This is a genomic window from Pseudomonas fulva (assembly GCF_023517795.1).
GTDB classification, from domain to species: domain Bacteria; phylum Pseudomonadota; class Gammaproteobacteria; order Pseudomonadales; family Pseudomonadaceae; genus Aquipseudomonas; species Aquipseudomonas fulva_D.
The window spans coordinates 714,104-740,466 of sequence record NZ_CP082928.1 but is presented as its reverse complement, the minus strand read 5'-3'; the positions used below and the strand labels follow the sequence as shown (position 1 = coordinate 740,466).

21 protein-coding genes are annotated in these 26,363 nt (G+C 65.3%); 9 read left to right on the top strand and 12 right to left on the bottom strand.

Features of this window, described 5'->3' with window-relative positions:
* Nucleotides 1-9: 9 nt before the first annotated feature.
* The 5 genes from K8U54_RS03320 to K8U54_RS03300 all read right to left on the bottom strand — a co-directional run bounded on the left by K8U54_RS03320 (nt 10) and on the right by K8U54_RS03300 (nt 4,894).
* A complete protein-coding gene (locus K8U54_RS03320) occupies nt 10-711 on the bottom strand; it encodes an ABC transporter ATP-binding protein (RefSeq protein ID WP_249908863.1) in 702 nt (233 codons plus the stop codon).
* Entirely contained in the window at nt 711-1,478 is a 768-nt protein-coding gene (gene livG, locus K8U54_RS03315; protein ID WP_249908862.1) for a high-affinity branched-chain amino acid ABC transporter ATP-binding protein LivG, read from the bottom strand. The genes K8U54_RS03320 and livG overlap by 1 nt, the downstream gene beginning before the upstream one ends.
* The gene (locus tag K8U54_RS03310; protein ID WP_249908861.1) at nt 1,475-2,734 is read right to left on the bottom strand and encodes a high-affinity branched-chain amino acid ABC transporter permease LivM; all 1,260 of its coding nucleotides are present in this window, start codon (nt 2,732-2,734) and stop codon (nt 1,475-1,477) included. The genes livG and K8U54_RS03310 overlap by 4 nt, the downstream gene beginning before the upstream one ends.
* Complete coding sequence (livH, locus tag K8U54_RS03305; RefSeq protein WP_249908860.1) at nt 2,731-3,654, bottom strand: high-affinity branched-chain amino acid ABC transporter permease LivH; 924 nt, start codon at nt 3,652-3,654, stop codon at nt 2,731-2,733. Before livH ends, K8U54_RS03310 begins: the two co-directional genes overlap by 4 nt.
* 118 nt (nt 3,655-3,772) lie before the next feature.
* A complete protein-coding gene (locus K8U54_RS03300) occupies nt 3,773-4,894 on the bottom strand; it encodes a branched-chain amino acid ABC transporter substrate-binding protein (RefSeq protein ID WP_013792295.1) in 1,122 nt (373 codons plus the stop codon).
* A gap of 290 nt (nt 4,895-5,184) precedes the next feature.
* Here K8U54_RS03300 and K8U54_RS03295 point away from each other — a divergent pair, with 290 nt between their 5' ends.
* The 3 genes from K8U54_RS03295 (at nt 5,185) to K8U54_RS03285 (ending at nt 6,909) form a co-directional block, all read left to right on the top strand.
* A complete protein-coding gene (locus tag K8U54_RS03295) occupies nt 5,185-5,496 on the top strand; it encodes a DUF2288 domain-containing protein (RefSeq protein ID WP_249908859.1) in 312 nt (103 codons plus the stop codon).
* 200 nt (nt 5,497-5,696) lie between these two features.
* Entirely contained in the window at nt 5,697-6,065 is a 369-nt protein-coding gene (locus K8U54_RS03290) for a DUF5064 family protein (protein WP_249908858.1), read from the top strand.
* Between the two features lie 52 nt (nt 6,066-6,117).
* Nucleotides 6,118-6,909 (top strand): hydroxypyruvate isomerase family protein, encoded by a 792-nt coding sequence (locus K8U54_RS03285; RefSeq protein WP_249908857.1) that lies wholly within the window; start codon nt 6,118-6,120, stop codon nt 6,907-6,909.
* On the opposite strand, the gene mdoH is transcribed toward K8U54_RS03285, so the two are convergent.
* From mdoH to lon, 4 genes are all read right to left on the bottom strand, one after another.
* The gene (mdoH, locus tag K8U54_RS03280) at nt 6,892-9,465 is read right to left on the bottom strand and encodes a glucans biosynthesis glucosyltransferase MdoH (protein ID WP_249908856.1); all 2,574 of its coding nucleotides are present in this window, start codon (nt 9,463-9,465) and stop codon (nt 6,892-6,894) included. The two genes, K8U54_RS03285 and mdoH, sit on opposite strands and share 18 nt — an antisense overlap.
* Complete coding sequence (locus K8U54_RS03275; RefSeq protein ID WP_249910383.1) at nt 9,462-11,006, bottom strand: glucan biosynthesis protein G; 1,545 nt, start codon at nt 11,004-11,006, stop codon at nt 9,462-9,464. The genes mdoH and K8U54_RS03275 overlap by 4 nt, the downstream gene beginning before the upstream one ends.
* Before the next feature lie 143 nt (nt 11,007-11,149).
* A complete protein-coding gene (locus K8U54_RS03270) occupies nt 11,150-12,406 on the bottom strand; it encodes an acyltransferase family protein (protein WP_249908855.1) in 1,257 nt (418 codons plus the stop codon).
* Between the two features lie 177 nt (nt 12,407-12,583).
* Nucleotides 12,584-14,971: an endopeptidase La gene (gene lon, locus K8U54_RS03265; RefSeq protein ID WP_249908854.1), complete on the bottom strand. Its 2,388-nt coding sequence runs from the start codon at nt 14,969-14,971 to the stop codon at nt 12,584-12,586.
* A gap of 197 nt (nt 14,972-15,168) precedes the next feature.
* On the opposite strand from lon, the gene K8U54_RS03260 reads away from it, so the two are divergent.
* The 6 genes from K8U54_RS03260 to K8U54_RS03235 all read left to right on the top strand — a co-directional run bounded on the left by K8U54_RS03260 (nt 15,169) and on the right by K8U54_RS03235 (nt 20,897).
* On the top strand, nt 15,169-15,921 hold the full coding sequence (locus tag K8U54_RS03260) for an AraC family transcriptional regulator (RefSeq protein WP_070886636.1): 753 nt from the start codon (nt 15,169-15,171) through the stop codon (nt 15,919-15,921).
* Nucleotides 15,922-16,098: 177 nt separating this feature from the next.
* Nucleotides 16,099-16,776, top strand: coding sequence for a methylamine utilization protein (locus K8U54_RS03255; RefSeq protein WP_249908853.1), 678 nt, complete (start codon nt 16,099-16,101; stop codon nt 16,774-16,776).
* Nucleotides 16,763-19,069 (top strand): putative bifunctional diguanylate cyclase/phosphodiesterase, encoded by a 2,307-nt coding sequence (locus K8U54_RS03250; protein WP_249908852.1) that lies wholly within the window; start codon nt 16,763-16,765, stop codon nt 19,067-19,069. Before K8U54_RS03255 ends, K8U54_RS03250 begins: the two co-directional genes overlap by 14 nt.
* Nucleotides 19,066-19,932, top strand: coding sequence for a DUF3034 family protein (locus K8U54_RS03245; protein WP_434059983.1), 867 nt, complete (start codon nt 19,066-19,068; stop codon nt 19,930-19,932). Before K8U54_RS03250 ends, K8U54_RS03245 begins: the two co-directional genes overlap by 4 nt.
* Nucleotides 19,933-19,934: 2 nt before the next feature.
* A complete protein-coding gene (locus tag K8U54_RS03240) occupies nt 19,935-20,360 on the top strand; it encodes a group I truncated hemoglobin (protein ID WP_434059982.1) in 426 nt (141 codons plus the stop codon).
* An 81-nt stretch (nt 20,361-20,441) separates the two neighbouring features.
* Nucleotides 20,442-20,897: a GNAT family N-acetyltransferase gene (locus K8U54_RS03235; RefSeq protein ID WP_249908851.1), complete on the top strand. Its 456-nt coding sequence runs from the start codon at nt 20,442-20,444 to the stop codon at nt 20,895-20,897.
* A 207-nt stretch (nt 20,898-21,104) separates the two neighbouring features.
* On the opposite strand, the gene K8U54_RS03230 is transcribed toward K8U54_RS03235, so the two are convergent.
* From K8U54_RS03230 to imuA, 3 genes are read right to left on the bottom strand one after another with little or no spacing between them, the layout of a single operon-like run.
* Entirely contained in the window at nt 21,105-24,191 is a 3,087-nt protein-coding gene (locus K8U54_RS03230) for an error-prone DNA polymerase (protein WP_249908850.1), read from the bottom strand.
* A complete protein-coding gene (locus K8U54_RS03225; protein WP_249908849.1) occupies nt 24,188-25,597 on the bottom strand; it encodes a Y-family DNA polymerase in 1,410 nt (469 codons plus the stop codon). Before K8U54_RS03225 ends, K8U54_RS03230 begins: the two co-directional genes overlap by 4 nt.
* Before the next feature lies 1 nt (nt 25,598).
* Nucleotides 25,599-26,219 carry a translesion DNA synthesis-associated protein ImuA gene (gene imuA, locus K8U54_RS03220; RefSeq protein WP_249908848.1) on the bottom strand — a complete coding sequence of 207 codons (621 nt, stop codon included), beginning with the start codon at nt 26,217-26,219 and terminating at the stop codon, nt 25,599-25,601.
* Nucleotides 26,220-26,363: the final 144 nt, after the last annotated feature.

Genomic DNA, 26,363 nt, shown 5'->3' with positions numbered 1-26,363 from the left:
GGTAGTTTTCTAGCCGCCCAGGTAGGCGTCACGCACCTTCGGATCATTCAGCAGCTCATGCCCGCTGCCCTGCATCACGATCCTGCCGTTCTCCAGCACGTAGCCACGGTCGGCGAGCTTGAGCGCCTGGTTGGCGTTCTGCTCGACCAGGAACACGGTCACACCGTCCTTGCGCAGCTGTTCGATGATGTCGAAGATCTGCTGGATGATGATCGGTGCCAGACCCAGCGATGGTTCGTCGAGCAGCAGCAGCTTGGGCTTGCTCATCAGCGCACGGCCGATGGCGAGCATCTGCTGTTCGCCACCGGACATGGTGCCGGCGCGCTGCACCAGGCGTTCCTTCAGGCGCGGGAACAGGTGCAGCACCTTGTCCAGTTGCTCCTGATTGTCCGCCTTGCTGCCGAAGAAGCCGCCCATGGCGAGGTTTTCCTCGACGGTCAGGCGGGCGAATACGCGGCGGCCTTCCGGCACCACCGCAATGCTATTGCGCATGATCAGCGGGGTTTCCATGCCGACCAGCTCTTCGCCCTGGTAGCGGATGCTGCCACTGGTGGCTTGGGGCGTGCCGCACAGGGTCATCAGCAGGGTGGACTTGCCGGCGCCGTTGGCGCCGATCAGGGTGACGATCTCGCCCTGGCGCACTTCCACGCTGACGCCGTGCAGCGCCTGGATCTTGCCGTAGAAGGTGGAAACGTTGTCGAAATACAGCATTACGCTTCCCCCAGGTAGGCTTTGATCACGTCCGGATTGTCGCGGATCTGCTCCGGCGTGCCGTCGGCCAGGGGCGTGCCCTGGTTGATCACGAAGATATGGTCGGAAATGCTCATGACCAGCTTCATGTCGTGCTCGATCAGCAGCACGGTCACGTTGTGCTCGTCACGCAGCACGCCGATCAGCGCTTTCAGGTCGTCGGTTTCCCGCGGGTTGAGGCCGGCGGCTGGCTCGTCGAGCATCAGGATGCTCGGCCGGGTCATCATGCAGCGGGCGATTTCCAGGCGGCGCTGTTGGCCGTAGGCCAGGGTGCCGGCGGGGCGGTTGGCGAATTCGGTCAGGTTGACCTGCTCCAGCCAATGCGCCGCGTAATCCATGGCTTCGCGCTCGCTGCGGCGAAACGCCGGGGTCTTGAACAGCCCTGAGAGGAAGTTGGTGTTGATGTGGCGGTGCTGGGCGACCAGCAGGTTTTCCACCGCAGTCATTTCCTTGAACAGGCGAACGTTCTGGAAGGTACGCACCACGCCCTTGCGGGCGATCTTGTGGCCCGGCAGGCCTTCGATCTGTTCACCGCCCAGGCGGATGCTGCCCGAGGTCGGTTTGTAGAAACCGGTCAGGCAGTTGAACACGGTGGTCTTGCCGGCACCGTTCGGGCCGATCATCGACACCACCTGCTTTTCATTGACCGAGAGGCTGACCCCGTTGACGGCCAGCAGGCCGCCAAAACGCATGGACAGGCCGCTCACTTCTAGAATCGGGCGGCTCATCGTTGTTTCAACTCCAGGTGGGGGCGCTGCATGGGCATCAGGCCCTGCGGACGCCAGATCATCATCACGATCATGGTCAGGCCGAATATCAGCATGCGGTACTCGTTGAAGTCGCGCATCTCCTGCAGCAGGGTCATGACCACCGCGGCGAAGATGATGCCGAGCTGCGAGCCCATGCCGCCGAGCACCACGATGGCGAGGATCATCGCCGACTCGATGAAGGTGAACGACTCCGGCGTCACCAGGCCCTGGCGGGCGGCGAAGAAGCTGCCGGCGAAACCGGCGAAGCTGGCGCCGATGGTGAAGGCCGAAAGCTTGACCGTGGTCGGGTTCAGGCCCAGGGCGCGGCAGGCGATCTCGTCTTCGCGCAGCGCTTCCCAGGCGCGGCCGATCGGCATGCGCATCAGGCGGTTGATCACGAAGATGGCCAGCAGCACCAGCAGCAGGGCGATCAGGTAGAGGAAGATCACCTTGTAGGTGGAGTTGTAGGCGATGCCGAGGAAATCATGCAGGGTCTGGCCGCCGTCCGGCGCGCGACGATCCAGCGACAGGCCGAACAGTTCCGGCTTGGGAATCGAGCTGATGCCGTTCGGGCCGCCGGTGATGTCGGTGAGGTTGCGCAGCATGATGCGGATGATCTCGCCGAAGCCCAGGGTCACGATGGCCAGATAATCACCCCGTAGCCTGAGTACCGGGAAGCCCAGCAGGCAGCCGAAGGTGGCAGCCATCAGGCCGGCGATCGGCAGCGCTGTCCAGAAGCCAAAACCGGCGTACTCGGCGAGCAGCGCGTAGGTGTAGGCGCCCACGGCGTAGAAGCCGACGTAACCCAGGTCGAGCAGGCCGGCGAGGCCGACCACGATGTTCAGGCCGATGCCCAGCATCACGTAGATGAGGATCAGCGTGGCGATGTCCACCGCCGCGCGGGAGCCGAAGAACGGCCAGGCCAATGCCACCACGAACAGCGCCAGCATGATCCAGCGTTGCACGCTGGGCAGGGTCAGGGTGTCCTTGAGGTTCGCCGGCATGCTCGGCAGCGCACCCTTGAGCTTGTCCCCGCCAAGCAGGCGATCACGCAGCACCAGGTGCCAGACGAACAGCAGCGCGGCGGCGATGCCTATGGTCCACAGGGTCTGCGCGCTGGCGCCCTGCACCTGCAGGCTGATGCCGACGACGCTGAGCTTGAGGCCGAGAATCGGGTAGGAGATCAGCAGCAGCAGGATGCTGCTGAACAGGGCGGTCTTGAGGTTCTTGCTCATACCTTTTCAACCTCCGGACGGCCGAGGATGCCGGTCGGGCGGAACAGCAGCACCAGCACCAGCAGGCTGAAGGCCACGACGTCCTTGTACTGGTCGCCGAAGATGTCGGCGCCGAAGGCTTCGGCCACGCCGAGCACCAGGCCGCCGAGCACGGCGCCGGGGATGCTGCCGATGCCGCCGAGTACCGCGGCGGTGAATGCCTTGATGCCGGCCAGGAAGCCCAGGTGCGGGTTGATCACGCCATATTGCATGCCCAGCAGCACGGCCGCGACGGCGGCCAGAGCAGCGCCGATCACGAAGGTCAGGGCGATGATGTTGTTGGTGTTGATGCCCAGCAGGTTGGCCATCTTCAGGTCTTCGGCGCAGGCGCGGCAGGCGCGGCCCAGGCGGGAGCGGGAGATGAACAGCGTCAGGCCGATCATGGTCAGGAAGGTGACCACGAAGATCAGCACCTGCATGTAGGAAACCACCACGCCGTTCATGGCGCTCTCACCGAACACGAAGTTGCCGGGCAGCGGGTTGCTGATGGCCTTGTCCTTGGAGTCCTGGGAAAGCATCACGGCGTTCTGCAGAAAGATCGACATGCCGATCGCCGAAATCAGCGGGATCAGCCGGTTGCCGCCGCGTAGCGGCCGGTAGGCGACCCGTTCGATGCTGTAACCGAAAGCACTGGTGACGATGATGCTCGCCGCGAAGGCGCAGATCATGATCAGCGGCAGGCTGTCGAGGCCCATCATCGCCAGGAGGGTGATGGCGATGAAGGCGACGTAGGAACCGATCATGTACACCTCGCCGTGGGCGAAGTTGATCATGCCGATGATGCCGTACACCATGGTGTAGCCAATGGCGATAAGGGCATAGGTACTGCCGACGGTCAGGCCGTTGAGCAGCTGTTGCAGGTAGTGATAAAGATCAGGCATTGCCTAACTCCTGGGTTTGCGCGCACGGCAGCGCTTGTGGCGCAGCGCGAAACCGGAATTCTTTCTAATAAACAAAGCCCACTGCATGTGCAGTGGGCTTTAAGCTCAGGCGGGGGACTTACTTGGCTTCGGACTTGGTGCCGTCCTGGTGCCATTCGTAGACCACGAAGTTGAAGTTCTTCAGGTCGCCCTTCTCGTCGAAACCGAGGGTGCCGGTCGGGGTTTCGAAGGTGTTGGCGCGCAGGGCTGCAGCCACTTCGGCGGTGTCGGTGCTGCCGGCTTTCTCGATGCCACCAGCGATGACCTGCACGGCGGCGTAGGCCGGGAACACGAACGGACCGCTCGGGTCTTCGTTCTTGGCCTTGAAGGCCTCGACCAGCGCCTTGTTCTTCGGATCCTGGTCGAAGGATTGCGGCAGGGTCACCAGCAGGCCTTCGGAGGCCGGACCGGCGATGGCCGAGATTTCCTTGTTGCCTACGCCCTCGGGGCCCATGAAGCGAACGTCCAGACCTTTTTCCTTGGACTGGCGCAGCAGCAGGCCCAGTTCCGGGTGGTAGCCGCCGTAGTAGACGAAGTCGATGCCTTGCTGCTTGAGCTTGGCGATCAGCGAGGAGAAGTCCTTGTCGCCGGCGTTGATGCCTTCGAATACGCCGACCTTCACGCCCTTGGATTCCAGGGTCTGCTTGACGGCGCTGGCGATGCCTTCACCGTACTGCTGCTTGTCGTGGATGACGGCGACGTTCTTCGGCTTGATGTGGTCGGCGATGAAGTTGCCGGCGGTCGGGCCCTGCAGGCTGTCCAGGCCGATGGTGCGGAAGATCAGCTCATAACCACGGGCGGTGATTTCCGGGCTGGTGGCAGCCGGGGTGATCATCAGGATGCCTTCGTCTTCGTAGATGTCCGAAGCCGGCTGTGTGGAGCTGGAGCACAGGTGGCCAACGACGAACTTGGCGCCATCGTTGACGATCTTGTTGGCAACGGCCACGGCCTGCTTGGGATCGCACGCGTCGTCATAGACCACGCCTTCGAGTTGAGCACCGTTCACGCCGCCGGCCTTGTTGATCTGTTCGATGGCCATCTTGGCGCCGACGAACTGCATTTCACCGTACTGAGCGACGGCACCGGTCACCGGGCCGGCCATGGCGATCTTGATGGTGTCGGCGGCGACCGAGTAGCTGGCGCAACCAGCCAGGGCCATAGCGGCGAACAGCTTGGAAATCTGCTTAGTAGCGTTGTTCATAGTGCTCCACTCGTTGTGTTTTGTTGTAGTTCTGGTAGCCAAAGCAGCAGAACCGGAGTCGACTTCCGGCCATATCCCCGGCAACTGTACCGATACAGTGTAGAGCGCGGATTTGCGCCTTGGAAAGTCGGCAGTCGAAAGAGATCGGTAAGAATGTCGCGTAATTGCAAGAAATGTATAGAAAAACGGCTAGTTCCTGACCGCCGGACGGTTGACAGTCCCTTGCCTGTCAGCCGTCCGTCGTTATCATGACGACCGTCAAAAAACGGCCATCGGAATACGGAACTGCCATGAACGAACAACCAAGCACCCTCTATGCCAAACTGCTCGGCGAAACCGCTCCCATCACCTGGCAAGAGCTGCAACCGTTCTTCGCCCGCGGCTCGTTACTGTGGGTCGACGGCGAACGGGATCTGATCGAGGTGGCCGAAGCGGTGGCTGAAAACCGCCAGGAGCAGGTCGCCGCCTGGCTGGAGGCAGGAGATGTCGCGGTGTTGGCCGATGCCCGTGCCGAGGACCTGGTCAACCGCGATCCGTGCTTGTGGGCCGTGGTCGTCGCACCCTGGGTACTGGTGCAGGAGCGCGCCGAAAAGAAGCACTGAGTTCAAACGGGCGTATCAAGCGCTCTGAGGTGGGTATTTGCGGCGCCTCGCATGTTTCGAAAATGCCCACTATTGGTGCTTGTTGTGCTTCTTTATGGTGCGACCGGGTTTTCGCATCATCCTGCACCCTGGCTGTCTATGGTGAAGCGTCCGACGTTGACTGGCGCCTCGGCCAATTTCCCAGCACAGGAGACAACCCCATGTTCGAGCCCGGCCATTTTCACCGCAGTAACGGCGCGGCAACCGCCGACATCCCGCGCTACGCCATCGACCTGCATTACGACATCCGCCAGGATGCAGCGGAGGGACCGATGCTGCACATGACCTTGAAGGGCGAGGTCGACGGCACGGCATTCGAGGAATCCTTCGAGCTGCACCGCGACACCGCCTTCAACTTCGCCAGTGTGGTCAGCCGCCTGGCGCACAAGCATGGTCTGCCGACGGGCGTGGTGCTGATCAGCCACGAACATGACGAGTTCGACCAGATGTTCGAGGACATTCGACATCGCCTGGATGCCCATAGCGGAGATCCGGTGAACCTCGATCACCTGGAAAAGGATGGGCTCTGAGCTTGTCAGGTAACGTTCGCGCCGTTGAGGACGGCCAATCAGGGAGTCACGCATGAAGCTATCCGCCAACCTGACGATGCTGTTCACCGAGCGCCCCTTGCTCGAGCGCATCGTGGCTGCCGCCGCCGCAGGTTTCGAGGGTGTGGAGATCCAGTTTCCTTACCCGGTACCAGCGGTGCGCCTGAAGGACGAGCTGCAGCGGGCAGGCCTGCCGCTGGTGCTGATGAATTTCCCCGGAGGTGACTTTCTCGACGGCGGCCCTGGCCTGGCCGCGGTGCCGCAGCGCCAGGCGGCATTCGATGAGGCGCTGCAGCAAGCCCTGACCTATGCGGCCATGGTGCGCCCGCAGTTCGTCAACCTATTGCCGGGGCGCCTGGCCGAAGGGCTCCAGCGCGAGCAGGCGCTCGATACCCTGGCGGGCAATATCCGCAAGGCCGCCGAGGCATTCGGGTTGTTGAACATCGGGGTGGTCAGCGAGGCGATCAATCCCCTCGATATGCCGGGCTTTCTGGTCAATACGCCGCAGCATCTGCAGGCGCTTCTGGCCGCCGTGGATCACGAGAATTTCCAGGTGCAGCTGGATATCTATCATATGGCCCGGCAGGGCATCGACCCGGTGCTGGCAGTGCAGGCGCTGGCGGGGCGAATCGGCCACGTGCAATTCGCCGATTGCCCGGGTCGGGGTGCGCCAGGCAGTGGCGGTATCGATTTCACTGCCGTACGCGGGGCGCTGGAGAAGGCCGCTTACCGCGGCTGGCTGGGCGCCGAGTACCGCCCCGAAGAGGGCGATACCCGTGCCAGCCTGGGTTGGATGACCGCGTGGCGGTCAGTTGACCAGGGGTGAGGCGCTGCCAACCGGCGCCACCTTGAGCGCCTGGTTGTCATGCTTTGGCTGGGCCGGCGCACTCTGGTTGTAGGCATGGCGCCACAGCGGGTGCTGTTCGGCCTGTTGCCACAACTGCGCGTGCAGGCGGGCCAGCAGCACCGGGTCGCTGAGCAGCGCCAGCTTGCGTTTGCCATCGAGCTTTTTCGGGCCCAGTTCCAGCGCCTCGCTCAGCGCACGCTGGCGCGCCCGCTCGAGCAGCGGTGCCTGACCATGACGCGCCGTGGCCATGGCACAGGCCAGGGCATTGGGGAAGGGCCGCAGCACTGCTTCGATGAAACCGTTTTCCATAGCGTGTTCGCGGTTGTGCCGCGTGTAGGCGTAAGTGGACAGCAGCTCCTGGGGCGGGTTGGATTCCTCGGGAATCAGGAACAACTTGGCCTTCTTGCTACCCAGGCCCAGGCTGAGCCGGCTGGAGAACACCGACACCGGGATCGACAGCATCAGCGACACCACGATCGGCGACAGCCACCACAGGAAGTTCGGGTCGAGCCAGGCCACGCCGGCCATCCAGGCCATGCCCAGCAATGCCTGCCAACCATGACGGCGCGTGGCGTCACCCCAGGTGGTGATGCCGTTGTCGCGCTGCGGGGAATTCCAGGTGGCGGACCAGCCCAGGAACGCAGCGGTGACGAACATGGTGTGGAAGAGCATGCGCACCGGCGCCAGCAGCACCGAGAAGAGCATTTCCAGGAGCATGCTCAGGGTCGCCTTGAAGGCGCCGCCATAAGCCTTGGCGCCCTTGACCCAGATAAGGATCACGGCAAGTAGCTTGGGCAGGAACAGCAAGGTCAGGGTGGTGGAAAACAACGTCACCGCCAGCTGGGGATTCCAGCGCGGCCACACCGGGAACAGCTGGCCGGGCACCAGGAAGTACTGCGGCTCCATCAGCGTGTGGATGGCCAGCAGGGCGGTGGAAAGCAGCAGGAACATGAACCACAGCGGTGCCGACAGGTAGGACATCACGCCAGTGAGGAACACCGCGCGGTGCACCGGGTGCATGCCCTTGACCAGGAACAGGCGGAAGTTCATCAGGTTGCCGTGGCACCAGCGTCGGTCGCGCTGCAGCTCGTCGATCAGGTTGGGCGGCAGTTCCTCGTAGCTGCCCGGCAGGTCGTAGGCGATCCATACGCCCCAGCCGGCGCGGCGCATCAGCGACGCCTCGACGAAGTCGTGGGACATGATCGCACCGGCGAACGAACCCTTGCCCGGCAACGGCGCCAGGGCGCAGTGCTCGATGAACGGCTGCATGCGGATGATCGCGTTGTGGCCCCAGTAGTGGGATTCACCGAGCTGCCAGTAGTGCAGGCCGGCGGTGAACAGCGGGCCGTAGGCGCGGGTGGCGAATTGCTGCAGGCGTGCATACAGGGTGTTCATGCCTGCGGCTTTCGGCGAGGTCTGGATGATGCCGGCCTGGGGGTTGGCTTCCATCAGCCGCACCAGCTTGGTCAGGCATTCGCCGCTCATCACGCTGTCGGCGTCGAGTACCACCATGTAGCGGTAATCGCCACCCCAGCGGCGGCAGAAGTCGTCGATGTTGCCACTCTTGCGCTTCACCCGGCGGCGACGACGGCGGTAGAAGATATTGCCGAAGCCTTCGGTCTCCTGGCACAGCTCCAGCCAGGCGCGCTGCTCGGCCACGGCGATATCGGCATCGCCGGTGTCGCTGAGCACGAAGAAGTCGAACTGGTCGAGCTCGCCGGAAGCTTTCACCGACTCGTAGGTGGCGCGCAGGCCGGCGAACACCCGGGGCACGTCCTCGTTGCAGATCGGCATGATGATCGCGGTACGCGCCTTCGGGTCGATTGGCTCGTCGCCGGCGCTGCTGCCGGAAATGCCGTAGCGATCATAGCCGCGCAGCAGCTCCCAGAAGCCCATCAGGGCCGTCCAGAAACCGGCCGATACCCAGCAGAACAACAGGGAGAACAACGCCAGGATGCTGCCCTGCACGAGGTAGGGCAGCACCTGGAAGAAGCTTTCCTGCCAACCTTGCTCCATCACTTCCTGCAGGTTGATCAGCGCCCAGCCCTGGTAGGGCAGGATGCTGTTCATGTACCAGGTGGCGACGGCGGTCTGGCCGAGCATCAGCAACAGCAGCACGTAACGGCGCAACGACCCGACCCGGCGCCAGCGGGCCGGCTCCAGTTCGCGCTTGGGCGGGCGCGGCGGATTGGCCTTGCCGAACAGCGCCCGAAAGCCGCGGGTCAGCAGGTTGGTGCGCCACGGCTCGGGGGTCATCTTGGTGCGGTTGAGCGGCGGCGCGGTGCGCAGAACCGGCCGCCCGGCTGCATCGAGAGAGAGCAGGCCGGTCGCTTCCAGCGGCTCGCCGGCGCCGAGTTCGATACGGCGGGCGGCGGATTTGTGCACGGCCTCTTCGGCCTCCGCTGCCGGCACGCGGCCCAGGCGGCTGTGCAGTTCGGTGAAGTCGCGACAATCAGCCAGCGCTTCGCGCTCGGTGGCACTCAGAGGCAGGCTGTCCAGGTACTCGTCCAGGGCGGACTGCTCGGTGGTTTTCATTGGGGGGTAACCGTGTTGGGCGGGAGTTGATAGCTCCAGGTCTCGCTGAGGGTCTTGTCACCCTCGACCAGGGCCGCGCGCATTTCCACCGCTTGCTTGGGATCCTTGACCTTGAAGCGCACCGTCATGCGCCAGCCTTTGGTGGCCTTGTTGTATTGCAACTGGTTGTCCAGCACTTCGGCGTTGTCGTTGATGCTGAAGTTGCTGGCCACTGCGGCGTCAGGCTTGAGCGCTTCCAGGGACGGACCTTCGAAGTCCACCAGCAGGGCGATGCTGCCATCGAGCTTGCGGGTCAGGTTGGGCTGCTTGACCTCACCGGCGCTGCGCATGGTCTGCTTGACCCAGGCGATGTCCTGGCCCAGCTGGGCGCGCTCGTCCTTGGTCCAGTGCATGCGATAGTCGAACTCCATCGGTTCACCCGGCTTGGGCTGCTCGTCGGGCGTCCAGAAGGCGACGATGTTGTCGTTGGTTTCGTCCGGGGTGGGAATCTCCACCAGTTCAACCTTGCCCTTGCCCCATTCGCCCTTGGGTTCGATCCACACGCTGGGGCGCTGCTCGTAGTGGTCGTCCAGGTCTTCGTACTGGGCGAAGTCGCGGCCGCGTTGCAGCAGGCCGAAACCTTTCGGGTTCTGCACTTCGAAGGTGCTCACCGCCAGGTTCTGCGGGTTGTTCAGCGGGCGCCAGATGTGCTCGTCGCTGCCGGTATGGATCGCCAGGCCGTTGGCGTCGTGCAGGGCAGGGCGGTAGTTGGCCTTGGCGGAGCGCTGGTTGCTGCCGTACAGGAACATGCTGGTCAGCGGCGCGACGCCCAGCTTGTTGACGTTGTCGCGCAGGAATACCCGGGACTTGACGTCGACCACCGCGTCGTTGCCAGGACGCAGGATGAATCGGTAAGCGCCGGTGGCGCGGGGCGAGTCGAGCAGGGCGAAGATCACCAGGTGCTTGTCACCGGCCTTTGGCCGCTCGATCCAGAATTCGCGGAAATAGGGGAATTCCTCGCCGCTGGGTAGCGCGGTGTCGATGGCCAGGCCGCGGGCCGAGGTACCGTAGACCTGATCCTTGCCGACCACCCGGAAGTAGCTGGCGCCGAGCAGGCTCATGATTTCGTCGAGCTTGTCCTTTTCATTGACCGGGTACATGACGCGAAAGCCGGCGTAGCCCAGCTCCTTGGTGGCGTCCTGATCGACCTTCAGGTCGCCGAAATCGAAGCGGGCCGGGTCGTATTTGATTTCGTTGACGCTGGTGGCGGTGACTTCGTTGATCTTCACCGGGGTCTCGAAGTGCATGCCCTGGTGATAGAAACTCAGCTTGAAGGGCGTCTTGCTGTCGGCCCATTCGTATTTGTCTTCACGTGCCTTGATCTGCTGGTAGTCCTTGAACGACAGGGTGCGCAATTCGCTGGGCAGGTTGCTGGCAGGGGCGGCGTAAGGTTTGTCCAGCAACCCCTTGGCTTGCGAAGCCACGTCATCGAGGGAGAAAGCCAGCACCTGGGCACTGAACAACGTGGTGGTGCAGGCCAGGCACAGCGCAGCTGGAAGCATGCTGTGGCGGACAGATGCCTTGACGGTTTTGAGGATCACGGATCCCTCCAGAAAACAGTAAGAAACAGCGGCACGGTCGGCCGAACACTTCCTTCCGACCGTCGTCGTTGCAGATGATTCCTGGGAATTTCCTTTCCTTTGGCTCAGCTTGTGCTACGCCGCACCGGCAGCCACTTGAGCAGCCGCTTGCGGGTCGGCACCACGGCGTTCTCCTGGGCCCACACGCAGAGGATCACCGTCAGCAGCAGAAAAAGTGGGTAGAAGACGATCGACAGCTCCTGCTCGCCCGCCCGCACCGCGCACTGCGCCCAGCTGGCGAAGCAGTCGCTGGAGGCCACGCCCAACAGCTTTTCCGAACGGGAGAACAGGGTGAAGGCCGGCACGTGCAGCACGAACAGCGGCAGCGAGGCGGCGCCCAGGCGCTGTGACCAGCGTTGCACCGCTTCGCTGCCTGGCGAGGCTGCCAGCGCACAGACGTAGATCAGCATGATCTGCGCCGGCAGCAGCAGGCCGTTGTGCAGCAGGTAGTACCAGAACTGCGGCCCTTCGATCAGCCAGGCGGTGCCGAGGAAACAGGCCAGTACCGTGGCGATCATCAGCCCGACGCCGCCCGCGCCCGGGGTCCGGCCGGCGTCCTGCAGGTCGCGGAACAGCCCGTAGGCGAGAATGCCGGCGAGAAACTCGGGCAGGCGCACCAGCGGGTTGCGGTGCAGGATGCCGGTGAACGGCATGCCGTAGTCACCGTTGAGAATCACCAGCACCGGCGGAATCAGATAGATCAGGGTGATGATGCCCAGCCACAGCACCTTGTGCTTCAGGCGCGCCAGGCGCGGCGCCACGAAGGGAAAGGTGAGGTAGAAGAAGAACAGCGTGGAGATCGACCACAGCGGCGCGTTGAAGGTCAGGTAGAAGGGGTTCCAGGCCTGCAGCATCAGCAGTTGCAGCACGCTGTTGAAGGCCAGCTCGCCGTTGCTCATGAAATGCTCGAGCGTGGCGCGGGAGATATCGGTCATGTCCTCGTTGGTGTCGTACACCACGAAGCGCACGCTGGCCTTGGTGTCGTCCGGCGGAATGCCCAGGCTGCTGATGACGAAGATCACCGAGATGGTCAGCAGCAGCGAGAAGATATGCAGTGGGTAGAGGTTGGCGAAGCGTTTGCTCCAGAAGCTCACCGCCGGCTCGCGCAGTTGACCGCGCTGGCAATAGACGTGGGCGAGCAGAAAGCCGGAAAGCACGAAGAAGGTACTGGTGGCGAAGAAGCCCGCGCCGCTGAGCTGCTTGATGATCGGCAACTGCTGTTCGGGGTAGTTGTGCAGGGTGTGGAAGACCACGATGTACAGGCCGAGTATGAAGCGCAGCCACTCGAGCCCGATGAAGTGTTCCTTGTCGGTGCGGGGCATCCCCGTTCTCCTTATATCGACCATCGCCCCGGCACGGATCGACCTGCACAGGCGAGCCTCACGGCAGCCGGGTCAGGTTCTGACAGCAGCATTCGGGTTTCGATCTATCGATTTGCCAGCAGAGCGGCAGCGGAGAGCTGACCGGCTGCCAGGCCTGGCAGCCGGTCAGTGGGACGATCAGTCGAACAGCACCTTGGCGACATCGCTGAAGCGTTTGGCGAAGTGCACGGTGATGCCCTGCTTGAGGTAGTCCGGCAGCTCCTGGTAGGAGCCGCGGTTGGCCTCGGGCAGGATCAGCTCGTGGATCTTCTGCCGGCGCGCGGCGATGACCTTCTCGCGTACGCCACCGATGGCCAGCACCTGGCCGGTCAGGGTCAGCTCGCCGGTCATCGCCACGCCTTTCTTCGGGGCCTGGTTACGGGCCAGGGAGAGCAGGGCGCTGGCGATGGTGATGCCGGCGCTCGGCCCGTCCTTGGGCGTGGCGCCCTCGGGCACGTGCATGTGCACGAAGGCCTGGTCGAAGAAGGTCGGGTCGCCCTTGTAGGTCTTCAGGTTGGAGCTGACGTAGCTGTAGGCGATCTCCGCGGATTCCTTCATCACCTCACCGAGCTGGCCGGTGAGTTTGAAGCCGCGGTTGAGGGTGTGGATACGGGTGGCCTCGATCGGCAGCGTGGCGCCGCCCATGCTGGTCCAGGCCAGGCCGGTGATCACGCCGACGCCGGACAGCACCTGCTCGCTGCGAAACACCGGCATGCCCAGGTAGCCTTCCAGGTCCTTGGCGGCGATCTTGACCTTGGTCTGTGGGTCGTCGAGCAGCTTGACCACCGCCTTGCGCACCAGCTTGCCGAGCTGCTTCTCCAGCTGACGCACGCCGGCTTCGCGGGCATAGCCCTCGATCAGGGCGCGCAGGGCGCTGTCGCTGATCGACAGTTGCCTGGCCGACACGCCGGCCTTGTCCAGTTGCTTGGGCCACAGGTGGCGCTTGGCGATGGCCAGTTTTTCCTCGGTGATATAGCCGGACAGGCGAATCACCTCCATGCGGTCGAGCAGCGGCCCGGGAATCGAGTCCAGGGTATTGGCGGTGCACACGAACAGCACCTTGGAGAGGTCCAGGCGCAGGTCCAGGTAGTGGTCGAGGAATTCGACGTTCTGCTCCGGGTCGAGGGTTTCCAGCAGCGCCGAGGCCGGGTCGCCCTGGAAGCTGCTGCCCATCTTGTCGATCTCGTCGAGCATGATCACCGGGTTCATCACCTCGACCTCCTTGAGCGCCTGCACCAGCTTGCCGGGCAGGGCGCCGATGTAGGTACGGCGGTGGCCCTTGATCTCGGCCTCGTCACGCATGCCGCCCACCGAGAACCGGTAGAACGGCCGGCCCAGGGATTCGGCGATGGACTTGCCGATGCTGGTCTTGCCCACGCCCGGCGGGCCGACCAGCAACACGATGGAGCCGGCGATCTCGCCCTTGAAGGCGCCGACGGCGAGGAACTCGGTGATGCGCTGCTTGATGTCGTCCATGCCGGCATGGTGATCGTCGAGCACCTTGCGGGCATGTTTGAGGTCCAGCTTGTCCTTGCCGACCACGCCCCAGGGCACGCTGGTGGCCCAGTCCAGGTAGTTGCGGGTGACCGCGTATTCCGGCGAGCCGGTCTCCAGTACGGAGAGCTTGTTCATCTCCTCGTCGATGCGCTTGCGTGCCTGTTCGGGCAGGGTCTTGCCCTCCAGGCGCCCGCTGAACTGCTCGGCGTCGGCGCTGCGATCATCCTTGGTGATGCCCAGCTCCTGCTGGATGATCTTCAGCTGTTCCTTGAGGAAGAACTCGCGCTGGTGCTCGCCCACCGAGCGGTTCACCTCGTCGGAGAGTTCGTTCTGCAGGCGCGCGACCTCGACTTCCTTGCGCAGCAGCGGCAGCACCTTCTCCATGCGCTTGAGAATCGGCACGGTGTCGAGCACTTCCTGCAGCACCTTCGATTGCGCCGTGGTCAGGGCCGCGGCGAAGTCGGTGAGCGGCGACGGGTCGTTGGGGCTGAAGCGGTTGAGGTAGTTCTTCAGCTCCTCGTTGTACAGCGGGTTGAGCGGCAGCAGCTCGCGGATCACGTTGATCAGCGCCATGCCGTAGGCCTTGACCTCGTCACGTGCATCGTTGGCGTTGCGCGGGTAGTCGACCTCGGCCAGGTAGGGCGGGCGGTGATGCTTGAGCCAGCCGCGGATGCGCACCCGGGTCAGGCCCTGGGCGACGAACTGCAGCTTGCCGTCGTCGTTGCTGACATGGTGCACGCGCACCACGGTGCCGTGCTCGGGCAGGCTGGAGGTGTCGAAGTGACGGGGATCGGTAACCGGCTTGTCGACATAGAACAGGGCCAGGGTCTTGTGCTCGGTCTTGCTGACCAGCTCCAGGGTTTCCGCCCAGTGCTCCTCGTTGACGATCACCGGCAGCACCTGCGCCGGAAAGAAGGGGCGATTGTGGATCGGAATTACATAGAGTTTGTCCGGCAGGTTCTGGCCGGGGAGCATCAGGCTGTGGCTGGCTTGCTCCGAAGCGATCTCGATATCGTGCGGGTCGTTCATGCGGCACCTGTCTATTGACGTTGAGGGTTAGATGGGGCGCCGTCGGCTTTTTTCAACATTTATTCCTGTGTCAGGCGTTTCGCTTGTCAGCCCTGCCGGCACTGCGCTTTCGGCGTCGCCAGGCCTCCTGTCGCCACCCATACAGTTTTGCCCGGCAACGCGGTAGAGTGCGCGCGTCGCCCCTTGAGTCGCGAATCATGCTCAACGCCCGCCTCATGCGCCTGGACGATCAGGCCCACGAACATACCCATGACCACCATCAACTGGTGATGTCGGTGTCCGGGCGTGCCGAGTTCGAGGTGGTGGGGCGTGGCGGCGAGGTGTGCCGCATGCGCGCCTGCCTGGTGCCGGGCGATGCCGACCACCAGTTCGCCGGTATCGGCGACAACCGCATGCTGATCGTCGACCTCAACGAGCAGGACATGAGCAGCGAAGACCTGCAACTGCTCGGCCACCTGTTCGACACCCCGCGCTACCCGCAGCTCGATGCCGACTTCCAGCACCTGCTCTGCTACGCCGGCGCCGAGCTGGAGCGCTACGGCAGCGACCCGTTGCTGGCCCGTTCGCTGGGCGGCGTGCTGCTGCGCGCCCTGCACCTGCGGCTGTTCGGCGAGCCGTCCGTTCGTGGCCATGGCTCGCTGGACGTGCAACGTCTGGACGGTTACATCGCCGACAACCTGGCACGGCGCATCAGCGTGGCCGAGCTGGCCCATGTCGCCTGCCTGAGCCCGAGCCATTTCCACGCCCAGTTCAAGGACAGCGTCGGCCTTACGCCGCACCAGTACCTGCTCAAGGCGCGCCTCGATCGCGCCACCCGGCTGTTGCGGGGCAGCGGGCTGCCACTGGTGCGTATCGCCGAGGAGTGCGGCTTCTCCAGCCAGAGCGCACTGACCACCGCCATGCGCCGCTATCTGGGGCTCACGCCAAAGCGCCTGCGCGGCAGCGAGTAGCGCTCGCGGCGCGGTTTCGAAGGCTTTTCGTCCGATAGTGGCTTTTTGACTTTATCGGCCTTCATAAAAGCTCGAACTTATCCCAGAGGGCGGCTAATCTTCTCCGCAGACCTCCCTGATCAGCGTAGAGGCCCGTGTGGCCTCACGGCAGGGCTGAGCAGCCCTTGACGAGCGCCTATGACCAAACCTCTCTTTCTCGCTGCACCCCTGTACCTGATCGGCGCGCTGGGCCTCGTCGAGGCCGCCAGCCTGCAGGGTGACGTGGTGGACGCCAAGGGCGCGCCGCTGGCCAATGCCGTGGTGACGTTGCAGGGCCCGGCGGGCGGCGCCGCCGCGCCGGGCAAGGCGGTGATGGACCAGCAGGAGATGCGTTTCGTGCCCAGCGTGCTGGCCGTGCGCACCGGCACCGCAGTGACCTTTCCCAATCGCGACGACATTCGTCACCAGGTCTATTCGTTCTCGCCGGCCAAACGCTTCGAGTTGCGTCTGTACCAGGGCACGCCCAGCGAACCGGTGCTGTTCGACAAGCCCGGCCTGGTGGTGCTGGGCTGCAATATCCACGACTGGATGGTGGGCTACATCTACGTCACCGATGATCCCTGGTTCGCCGTCAGCGACGCCCAGGGCAAGGTCCGCTTCGACAACCTGCCGGCTGGCGACTACCGCGCCACCCTATGGCACTCGGCGCTGCCCGACATGCAGCCGCGTCAGGGCGAGGCGTTCAAGGTCGAGGGCACCGCGGCGCAGCGCTTCGCCCTGCCGGTCGAAGCCGCCAGTGAGGCCGAGCCACCGGGCGCGCCACCCAGCGCCTTTGGCGATGCCTTCAAGAAAGCCGTGGAACATGGTTCGCACTAGCTTCCAGGCGCGTATCGCCAGTGTGCTGATCCTGCTGTTGCTGGTGGTGATCGGCGCGCTGTATTTCGCCGTGCAGGCGGCCACCACTGCGTCGATCCGCACCCAGGCGCGCGAGCAGCTGGAGGTGGGGACCGGCGTGTTCGGGCAACTGCTCGACGTCCACGCCCGGCAGCTGCGCGACGCGGTACAGGTGCTGACCGCCGATTTCGGCTTCCGCGAAGCGGTGGCCAGCGGCGACGAGGCGACCATCCGCTCGGCGCTGTTCAATCATGGCGCGCGGATCAATGCCGGCGTGGTGATGATGTTCGACATGGATGGCAAATTGACCGCCAGCACACTGGCGCCGCTGTCCGTGTCACGGGCCGAGCAGATCAACGGGCAATTGAGTCGGCATGGGCAGAGCCTGCTCATGCCGGTCGATGGCCGCATCTATCTGCTGGTGCAGGCCACCGTCAATGCCCCGGTGCCGATCGCGCGGCTGGTGACGGGGTTCGCCATCGATGAAGGGTTCGCCCGCGAGCTGAATCAGCTCACCCACCTGGAGCTGACCCTCACTGGCAGCATGGAAGGCCAGCCGGACGTGCGCATAAGCACCCTGCAGGACATGCCGATGATCACCTTCGACGGTGACAGCGGCGAGGTCATGCATGGCGATGAACCCTTTCTGGTGCAACGCCTGGTACTCGCCAGCGGTGACGGCTTTCGCGTGCAGGCGCTGTTGCAGCGCTCGCTCGAACAGGCCCGTGGCTCGGTGGCTGCCCTCAACAGGCAGATCCTGCTGATCGCCGTGGCCGCCCTGGTGGCGTCCCTGCTCGGTGCGCTGCTGCTGGCGCGCAGCCTGTCGCAGCCAATCCGCCAGCTGGCCGGTGCGGCGCAGCGGGTTGGCCAGGGCGACTACGAGGTGCCGCTGGCCCTCGACCGCTCCGATGAACTCGGCAGTTTGGCCAGTGCCTTCCAGAGCATGCAGCACGGCATCGCCGAGCGTGAGCGGCAACTGGCCCATAACGCCCTGCACGACTCCCTGACCGGCCTGCCCAATCGCAACCTGGCGCTCGAACGCCTGAGCAGTGCGATCATGGCCGAGCGGCATATCGCCTTGCTGTACCTGGGCATCGGCAACTTTCGCACGGTTACCGAAAGTTGCGAGGCGGGCGGTGGCGACCGCGTCATGCAGCAACTGGCCACCCGCCTGCAGGCGGCGTTGCGCCCCTCCGACAGCCTGGCGCGGCTGCACGGCGACGAGTTCGTGCTGCTGCTCGATGGCGCCGACGTCGACAGCGCGGTGGCCACGGCCGACCGGGTGCAGCAGCTGTCCATGAAGCCGTTTCGTATCGATAACGTGGACGTCGCCCTGGATTGCCGCATCGGCATCGCCGGCTTTCCCAGTGATGGCGTGACGCCGGAAGAACTGCTGCGCCGCGCCGGCATCGCCATGCAGGACGCCGGCCATCTGGCCGGGCGCATCCAGGTTTACGAAAGCGGCCGCGACGCCGTTCAGCAGCGTCAGGTGCAGCTGATCCGCGACTTGCGCCGCGCTGCGCAGCGCGAGGAACTGCTGTTGCACTACCAACCCAAGCTGGACGTGCGCAACCCGGCGCGCATCCAGGCCGAGGGCCTGCTGCGCTGGCAGCATCCGCAGTTCGGCATGGTGTCGCCAGGCGAGTTCATCCCGCTGGCCGAGCGTACCGGCAGCATCCAGACCCTGACTGCCTGGGTGATCGAGGAGGGCGTGCGCCAGCTGCAGGAATGGCGTCAGCGCGGGCGGGTGGTGCAGCTGTCGCTGAACATCTCCACCGAAGACCTGATCGATACCGAACTGCCTACCCGCGTCGGTCGGCTGCTGGCCCATTACCAGGTTCCGGCCGCCCAACTGATCTTCGAAATCACCGAGAGCGGTGTGATGCTCAACCCGGCGGCGGCCTTGCAGGTGCTGCACGGGCTGCGTGAAAAAGGAATCGGCCTGTCGGTGGACGACTTCGGCACCGGCTATTCTTCACTGGCGCAGCTCAAGCGCATGCCGGTGCAGGAATTGAAGATCGACCAGTCCTTTATCCGTGAGCTGGACGACACCAGCGAGGACGCGGTGATCGTGCGCTCGACCATCGAGATGAGCCATAGCCTGGGCCTCAAGGTGGTGGCCGAGGGCGTCGAGCTGCAGCGCAGCCTGGACCTGCTCGACCGCTGGCAGTGCGACAGCGTGCAGGGCTACCTGATCAGCCGACCCCTGGCGGCGCAGGCGTTCGAGGCCTGGATGCAGCGGCCGTCAATTTCTCCCGTTTCCCTGGTGCATTGACCATGTGGCTATCGCAACTGACCGGCGCCCTGCTGTTGGGCATGTTCACCTCGGCCGCCCTGGCCGGCGAAGGCCGCTTGCTGGCCACCGGCGGGGCCAGCAGCCTGGAAGGCGCTGCCGGTGGCGGCATCACGCCCTGGGCCGTGCTGGCCGGCTATGGCGAGAAGGGCGAGTGGGGCGCCGACGTGTTCGCCACGCGGGTGGAAACCGCTGACTACCGCCTGGACGTGGCCGGCGTGGCGGCAGCCTATGACAACCGCATCGAGCTGTCCTACGCGCGCCAGCGCCTCGACCTGGGCAACCTGGCCCGTGACCTGAGCCTGCCGGAAAACAGCCTCAGCCAGGATATCTTCGGTATCAAGGTGCGCCTGTTCGGCGACCTGATCTACGACCAGTTGCCCCAGGTGTCGCTGGGCATCCAGCACAAGCGCCAGAAGGACTTCCTGATCCCCAGCCTGGTCGGCGCCCAGCGCGACGAGGACACCGAAGGCTACCTGACCGCCAGCCGGCTGATCCTTGGCGGGGCCTTCGGCTACAACCTGCTGCTCAACGGCGGCGTACGCTACAGCCGCGCCAACGAGCTGGGCCTGCTGGGCTTCGGTGGCGATCGCCGTGACCGCCGTTCGGTGCTCAAGGAGGGCTCGGTGGCCGTGCTGCTCAACCGCCAGTGGGCAGTGGGCGTCGAGTACCGGGAAAAACCGGACAACCTCAACTTCGCCGGCGAAAGCGACTGGGCCGACCTGTTCGTCGGCTACTTCCCCAACAAGCACCTGGCCATCGTGCTGGCCTACGCGCGCCTTGGCGAGATCGCCACCCTGGATGACCAGAACGGTGCCTACCTGTCCGTGCAGGGGAGTTTCTGAGCATGCTGCGTTCACTGTGCGTTGCGCTGCTGGCGCTGGTACTGATCGGTTGCGCGCAGCAGCCGGCCAAGGACGACAGCCTGTACCGCGACCTGGGCGAAAAGCCCGGCATCACCCGCATCGTCGAGGGCATGCTGATCAACGTGGCAGGCGACCCGCGCATCGTGCAGTTCTTTGCCAGGGTGGATATCGCCGGGCTGCGTGACAAGCTGGTCGACAAGTTCTGCGTGATCGCCGGCGGGCCCTGCGTGTACACCGGCGACTCCCTCGAGGAAAGCCACAAGGGCCAGAACCTGTCGCCCAGCCACTTCAACGCCCTGGTCGAGAACCTGCAGGCCTCGATGGACAGCCAGGGCGTGCCGACGCCCGTGCAGAACCGCCTGCTGGCGCGCCTGGCGCCCTTGCGTGGGCAGGTGATCGGGAAATAGAGCGGTTGCGTCCATGACGAAAGGGGGCGAAGCGGGTAGAGTCACCGGCTGCCCCCTGAACCCTCCAGCCGCGAGCCGACCATGTCCGTCACCTGGCACTGCAAACACCACACCGAACTGACCAAGACCGAGCTGTACGCCGCCCTGGCGCTGCGTACCCAGGTATTCGTGGTCGAGCAGAACTGCCCCTACCTGGAAGTCGATGGCCGTGACCTGGAGGGCGACACCTGCCACCTGCTGGGCTGGCACGGCGAGGAGCTGGTGGCCTACCTACGCCTGCTCGACCCGGCGCTCAATGATGGTGAGGTGGTGATCGGCCGCGTGGTCACCGCGCCCAGCGCGCGGGGCACCGGGCTTGGCCACAGCATGATGGAGCAGGCACTGCTGGCCTGTGGGCTGCGCTGGCCGGGCCTGCCCGTCTATATGTCCGCCCAGGCGCACCTGCAGGGGTATTACGGCCGCTACGGGTTCGTGGCGGCTACCGATGAATACCTGGAAGACGATATTCCGCATATCGGTATGCGCCGGGCGCTGTAAGCGACGGTAATGCGGCAGTACTACTGACCTGTGTGGGAGCGCGCGGGGACGCCTAGTCCATGCGCGCGACAGCTCTCGGGCATGTACCGGGCATCTCCGCCTGTTCCCACAAAATCGGGCGCATGGCGCCCTCCCACAAAAGGCCGGACCAACCCCAATGCCGGCGTGGCAGCCCCCCGCAGCGTAACCACAATGCTGCATCCCGCCTCAATGAAAATCCCGACTGCGCACATCCAGTCCCACCAGCCAGTCGGTCAGGTCGACCAGCCGCCCGGCGATCACGTGCTGCACGCCATTGGCGGCCTCCAGATGCCCGTCGATGCGCAACAGCCGCGATTGCAGCAGCGTCTTGCGCTGGCGCTCGGCCAGTTCCAGGCGCACCAGTACGTTGATCATGCCGAACTCGTCCTCCAGGGTGACGAAGGTCACGCCACTGGCGGTCTGTGGGCGCTGGCGGCCGATCACCAGGCCGGCCACGCTGACCATCCTGCCGGGCTCCACACGCTCCAGTTCGCGACGGCTGCGGCAGCGCGCGGCCCTGAGTTTGCCGCGCAGCAACGCCAGCGGGTGCGGGCCGAGGGTGGTGCCCAGGGTCGCGTAGTCGGTCAGCAGGTTCTCGCCGACGCTGGGGCGCGGCAGGCTGATGGCGGTTTCCTGTTGGGCGGGCAGGCTGGCGAACAGTGGCAGCTGCGGCTCCACCCCGGCGATGGCCCAGCGCGCCTGGTGGCGATGGCCAACCAGGGCCTGCAGGGCGCCGGCGTCGGCCAGGCGTGTGCGGGCGTTGTTATCGAGGCGGGCGCGCTGGCAGAGGTCGGCGATATCGCCGAATGCCGCCTGCTCGCGGGCCGAGACAATACGCAGCGCCGCGTCTTCACGAAAGCCTTTCACCAGGCACAGCCCCAGGCGAATCGCTGGCTGCGGCTTGCCGATATCTTCCAGGGTGCATTCCCAGGCGCTGTGGCGCACGTCCACCGGGTGGATGCGCAGGCCGTGGCGGCGGGCGTCCTGCAATACCTGGTCGGGATTGTAGAAACCCATCGGCCAACTGTTGATCAGCGCGCAGGCGAAGGCCGCCGGCTCGTGGCACTTGAGCCAGCAACTGGCGTAGGTGAGCAGGGCGAAGCTGGAGGCGTGGGACTCGGGAAAGCCGTAGCTGCCGAAGCCCTTGATCTGCTCGAAGATGCGGTTGATGTATTCGATCGGGTAGTCCTTCTCGAGCATGCGCTTGGTCAGCCGCTCACGGTGCGGCTCCAGGCCGCCATGGCGCTTCCAGGCGGCCATGGCGCGGCGCAGTTCGTCCGCTTCGCCGGGTGAGTAATCGGCGGCGATGATCGCCAGCTCCATCACCTGTTCCTGAAACAGCGGCACGCCCAGGGTGCGCTCGAACACCGGCTGCAATTCCTCGGAGGGGTAGGTGACTTCTTCTTCGCCGGTGCGGCGGCGCAGGTAGGGATGCACCATATCGCCCTGGATCGGCCCCGGCCGCACGATGGCGACCTGAATCACCAGGTCATAGAAGGTCTTCGGTCGCAGGCGTGGCAGCATGGCCATCTGCGCGCGGGATTCGATCTGGAACACCCCCAGGGTATCGGCGCGGCTGATCATCTCGTAGGTGGCCTGATCCTCGGCCGGCAGGCTGGCCAGCGTCCAGCGTTTGCCGCGGTAGGCGGCCAGCAGGTCGAAGCAGCGGCGCAGGGCGCTGAGCATGCCGAGGGCCAGCACATCGACCTTGAGCAGGCCGACGGCGTCGAGATCGTCCTTGTCCCACTGGATCACCGTGCGCTCGGCCATGCTGGCGTTTTCCACCGGCACTAGGGTGTCGAGGGGCGTCTCGGAAATCACGAAACCGCCAGGGTGCTGGGAGAGGTGACGGGGAAAGCCGATCAGCTCGCCAGCCAGCACCAGCACCCGGTGCAGCACCTTGCTCTGCGGGTCGAAACCGGCCTCGCGCAGGCGTTCGGCATCGGGGATGCGGTCGCTCCAGCGGCCGCAGCAACTGGCCAGGGCGTTGATCTGATCGGGCGGCAAACCCAGGGCCTTGGCCACGTCGCGAATCGCCCCAGCACCATGGTAGGTGCTGACCACCGCGGTCAGCGCCGCGCGCTCGCGGCCATAACGGCGGAACACGTACTGGATGACTTCCTCGCGGCGGTCGTGCTCGAAATCCACGTCAATGTCCGGTGGCTCGTTGCGCTCGCGGGACAGGAAACGCTCGAACAGCAGGCGGCTGCCCTTGGCCATCGGGTTCAGTTCGGTGATGCCCAGGGCGAAGCACACCGACGAGTTGGCCGCCGAGCCACGCCCCTGGCAGAGAATCGACTGCTCGCGGGCGAAGCGCACGATATCGTGTACGGTGAGGAAATAGCTTTCGTACTGCAGCTCGCCGATCAGCGAGAGCTCTTTGTCTATCTGCTTGCGTACTGGCTCGGTAATGCCGTCAGGCCAACGCCAGCGAATGCCGTCCTCGACCAGCTGGCGCAGCCAGGAGCTGGGGGTATGCCCGGCCGGCACCAGCTCGTGGGGATACTGGTACTGGAGCTCATCGAGATCGAACCGGCAACGCTCGGCGATATGCAGGGTTTCGGCGAGTAGCTCGGGCGGATACAGCTCGGCCAGTTCCTCACGGCGGCGCAGGTGCCGCTCGCCATTGGCGAACAGATGGGCGCCGGCTTCGGCCACGGGCAGGTGGTGGCGGATGGCGGTCATGCAGTCCTGCAGGGCGCGGCGGCCACGCGCGTGCATATGCACGTCGCCACAGGCCACGGCAGGGATGCCCAGTTGCCGGGCCAGGCCCAGGCCATGCTGCAGCAACGCCGCATCGTTGCCGCTGCGGTGCAGCTCCACCCCCAGCCACAGGCGTTCGGCAAAGCGCTCACGCAGCCAGGCACCAGCCATGGCGTTGTCGTCTGGTGCCGGCAGCCAGATGGCCAGCAACCCGTCCGGCTCCACGGGCAGATCCTCGTCGAGCAGGATGTAGCGGCCCTTTTCCGCGCGCCGCCGGGCGCGGGTTATCAGCGCACACAAACGCTGGTAACCGGCGAGGTTCTCGACCAGCAGGACCAGCCGGGCGCCGTTCTGCAGCCTCAGCTCGCTGCCGACGATCAGCTTCACACCATGCTCCTTGGCGGCCTGCCAGGCCCGCACGATACCGGCCAGGGTGCATTCATCGGTGATCGCCAGGGCGCGATAGCCGAGCAGCTTGGCGCGCTCGACCAGCTCGGCGGCGCTGGAGGCACCGCGCTGGAAACTGAAGTTCGACAGGCAGTGCAGCTCGGCGTAGTCGGGCAGGCTCATGCGAACCAGCCGTGCAGCCGCAACGGGCCGTCTTCGCCGACGCTGCGAAAGGCCCAGCCGCGCTGGCCGCTGCGGGTCTCGATCAGGTAGTAGTCGCGGCGCACGTCCTCGCCATCCCACCAGCCGGATTCGATGCGCTCCGGGCCGCTGAGAATATGCAGCGGCTCGCGCAGCACCTGTGGCTCCGGCAGCAGCCAGCTGGGCCGCGCGCCGCTCGGGCCGGGCAACGCAATGCGGCTCGTCTCCGTGCGCCAGGCCTTCTCCGGGCGGTGATCGGCATGGGCGGCCAGGCCTTGCACGGCGTCGTCACCCAGGCGCGCACGCAGGCGCTCACGCAGCTGCTCCCAGCCCAGGGTTTGCTGCGGCCGGTCCTCGAACAAGGCCTGGTGCTGCGGCACGAAGGTGGGCAGGTCGCGGGCCACCAGGCGCAGTGCCAATACCGGTGACGGCAGTTGCAGCTGCTCCAGGCGGCCGCGGGTGAACTCCAGCAGCATCGCCGCCTCCCGCTCGGCACTGAGCAGGCCGACGGGCAAGAGGCTGTCGTCACCGTCACGGTGTTCCAGGTGCAGCACGAAACGCTGCACGCCGCAGTCCCGGCCCGCCAGGTAGGCGGCTAGGTCGGCGATCAGGCGGCGCAGCGGAAACAGCAGGGCCTGGGTCGACTCCACCTCGAAGTGCAGCTCCAGCCGACTGTCGAACACATCCGGCGGGCGGTAGTAGTCGAGTGCCAGCGGGCGCAGGCCCATCAGGGTATCCAGGCCGGCCAGCAACTCGGGCGGGAAGCGCCGCGCCAGGCTGTCGCGGGGCAGCGCCTGCAACTGACGCACCTGGCGCAGGCCCATGCGCGCCAACGTGGTGACCAGCTCCTCGGACAGGCCGATGCGATCCAGCGGCATGGCCGCCAGCCGCTCGCGCAATGCCTGCTCGTCGGTGATCGCCAGGCCGTCGTGCAGGTTGGCGAGCATGCGCGCCGCAGCCGGGTGGTGCGCCAGGGTGATGCGATGGCGAAAGCCCAGTGCCGTCAGCTCCTCACGCAAGCGCGCCTCGAAGCGCGGCCAGGGGCCGAACAGGGACAGGCTCGATTGCACCTCCAGCAGCAGGCAGCGCGGATAGTGCAGGCTCACCTGGGAGCTGAAACCGTAGGCCCAGGCCGCCAGGAAGCTGCGCCAGCGCTCGATGTCGGCGGGGTCGTACTCGGCGCTGGCGAATGCGCAGTTCAAGGATTGCGCCGCCGTCAGCGTCAGCCCCGGGCGCAGGCCGAGCGCCCGCGCGGCCGGGTTGACCGCCTGCAACATGCGCCGCTGCGGTGTGCCGCTCAGCAGCACCAGCGGCGCTTCGGCCTCTTCACGGCCACGCAACACGCCGTCCATGGCCAGTTGCGGCAGCAGGATGCACGCCCAGCGCATATCAAAAGCCCCAGCCGCTCAAATCAAACGTGCGCGCCGGTGGTTGCCCACCTCGGCACTTGAGCACCCGCACCTGGGCGGGCCGAGCCTGGATGGTCAGACGCAAGGCCGCCGGCGAAGGGTTGCGCGCCTCATGCAGTGGGCGGTAGGCGAAGGCCAGGGTCTGCCCGGTTTCGGCGGCAATCTGCAGGCGGCGCAGGGCACGGTCATCGGCCCGTTGCGGCCACAGCACCACCGCCCCGCAACAGCCCGAACGCAGGCACTGCTCGGCCGCCCACAAGGCATCCCGCGCGCTCGCCTGGATCAGCGCCAACTGCTTCATCTCTACCCCCGCTGCCGACCAGGCGCCGGGGTAGGGCACGTAGGGCGGCGCGACCAACACCACCCGCTCCCCGGCAGCGCTCAAGCGCGCCAATGTCGCCAGCACCACGCGCAGCTCACCGATACCTGGCGCCTCGACGAGCAGCTCGCTCAACGCTGCTTCCGGCCAGCCACCGCCTGGCAACGAAGCATCCAGCGCCGCGTTGCCCGTGGGCTGGTGGCCGCTGGGCGCGACAATGCCCTGGCCACGCCAGATACGGCGCTCATTGAGCAGATGATCGATAGCGACGACGGAAGACATGGCAGATAGGGGCAAGAAAAATACTGTTCAAATGTACAGTATTCTGCCCGGCCAGCAAGGCACTATCCGCCGAGCGGATGGCAGCAGGCTCGGCCAGCGCTTCCCGATGCCGATAGACTCCGGGCCACAGCCCCGATACCACGG

Coding starts and splice junctions, on each gene's coding strand:
- K8U54_RS03320 (WP_249908863.1), bottom strand. CDS start 711: ATGCTGTATTTCGACAACGTTTCCACCTTCTACGGCAAGATCCAGGCG.
- livG (WP_249908862.1), bottom strand. CDS start 1,478: ATGAGCCGCCCGATTCTAGAAGTGAGCGGCCTGTCCATGCGTTTTGGC.
- K8U54_RS03310 (WP_249908861.1), bottom strand. CDS start 2,734: ATGAGCAAGAACCTCAAGACCGCCCTGTTCAGCAGCATCCTGCTGCTG.
- livH (WP_249908860.1), bottom strand. CDS start 3,654: ATGCCTGATCTTTATCACTACCTGCAACAGCTGCTCAACGGCCTGACC.
- K8U54_RS03300 (WP_013792295.1), bottom strand. CDS start 4,894: ATGAACAACGCTACTAAGCAGATTTCCAAGCTGTTCGCCGCTATGGCC.
- K8U54_RS03295 (WP_249908859.1), top strand. CDS start 5,185: ATGAACGAACAACCAAGCACCCTCTATGCCAAACTGCTCGGCGAAACC.
- K8U54_RS03290 (WP_249908858.1), top strand. CDS start 5,697: ATGTTCGAGCCCGGCCATTTTCACCGCAGTAACGGCGCGGCAACCGCC.
- K8U54_RS03285 (WP_249908857.1), top strand. CDS start 6,118: ATGAAGCTATCCGCCAACCTGACGATGCTGTTCACCGAGCGCCCCTTG.
- mdoH (WP_249908856.1), bottom strand. CDS start 9,465: ATGAAAACCACCGAGCAGTCCGCCCTGGACGAGTACCTGGACAGCCTG.
- K8U54_RS03275 (WP_249910383.1), bottom strand. CDS start 11,006: ATGCTTCCAGCTGCGCTGTGCCTGGCCTGCACCACCACGTTGTTCAGT.
- K8U54_RS03270 (WP_249908855.1), bottom strand. CDS start 12,406: ATGCCCCGCACCGACAAGGAACACTTCATCGGGCTCGAGTGGCTGCGC.
- lon (WP_249908854.1), bottom strand. CDS start 14,971: ATGAACGACCCGCACGATATCGAGATCGCTTCGGAGCAAGCCAGCCAC.
- K8U54_RS03260 (WP_070886636.1), top strand. CDS start 15,169: ATGCTCAACGCCCGCCTCATGCGCCTGGACGATCAGGCCCACGAACAT.
- K8U54_RS03255 (WP_249908853.1), top strand. CDS start 16,099: ATGACCAAACCTCTCTTTCTCGCTGCACCCCTGTACCTGATCGGCGCG.
- K8U54_RS03250 (WP_249908852.1), top strand. CDS start 16,763: ATGGTTCGCACTAGCTTCCAGGCGCGTATCGCCAGTGTGCTGATCCTG.
- K8U54_RS03240 (WP_434059982.1), top strand. CDS start 19,935: ATGCTGCGTTCACTGTGCGTTGCGCTGCTGGCGCTGGTACTGATCGGT.
- K8U54_RS03235 (WP_249908851.1), top strand. CDS start 20,442: ATGTCCGTCACCTGGCACTGCAAACACCACACCGAACTGACCAAGACC.
- K8U54_RS03230 (WP_249908850.1), bottom strand. CDS start 24,191: ATGAGCCTGCCCGACTACGCCGAGCTGCACTGCCTGTCGAACTTCAGT.
- K8U54_RS03225 (WP_249908849.1), bottom strand. CDS start 25,597: ATGCGCTGGGCGTGCATCCTGCTGCCGCAACTGGCCATGGACGGCGTG.
- imuA (WP_249908848.1), bottom strand. CDS start 26,219: ATGTCTTCCGTCGTCGCTATCGATCATCTGCTCAATGAGCGCCGTATC.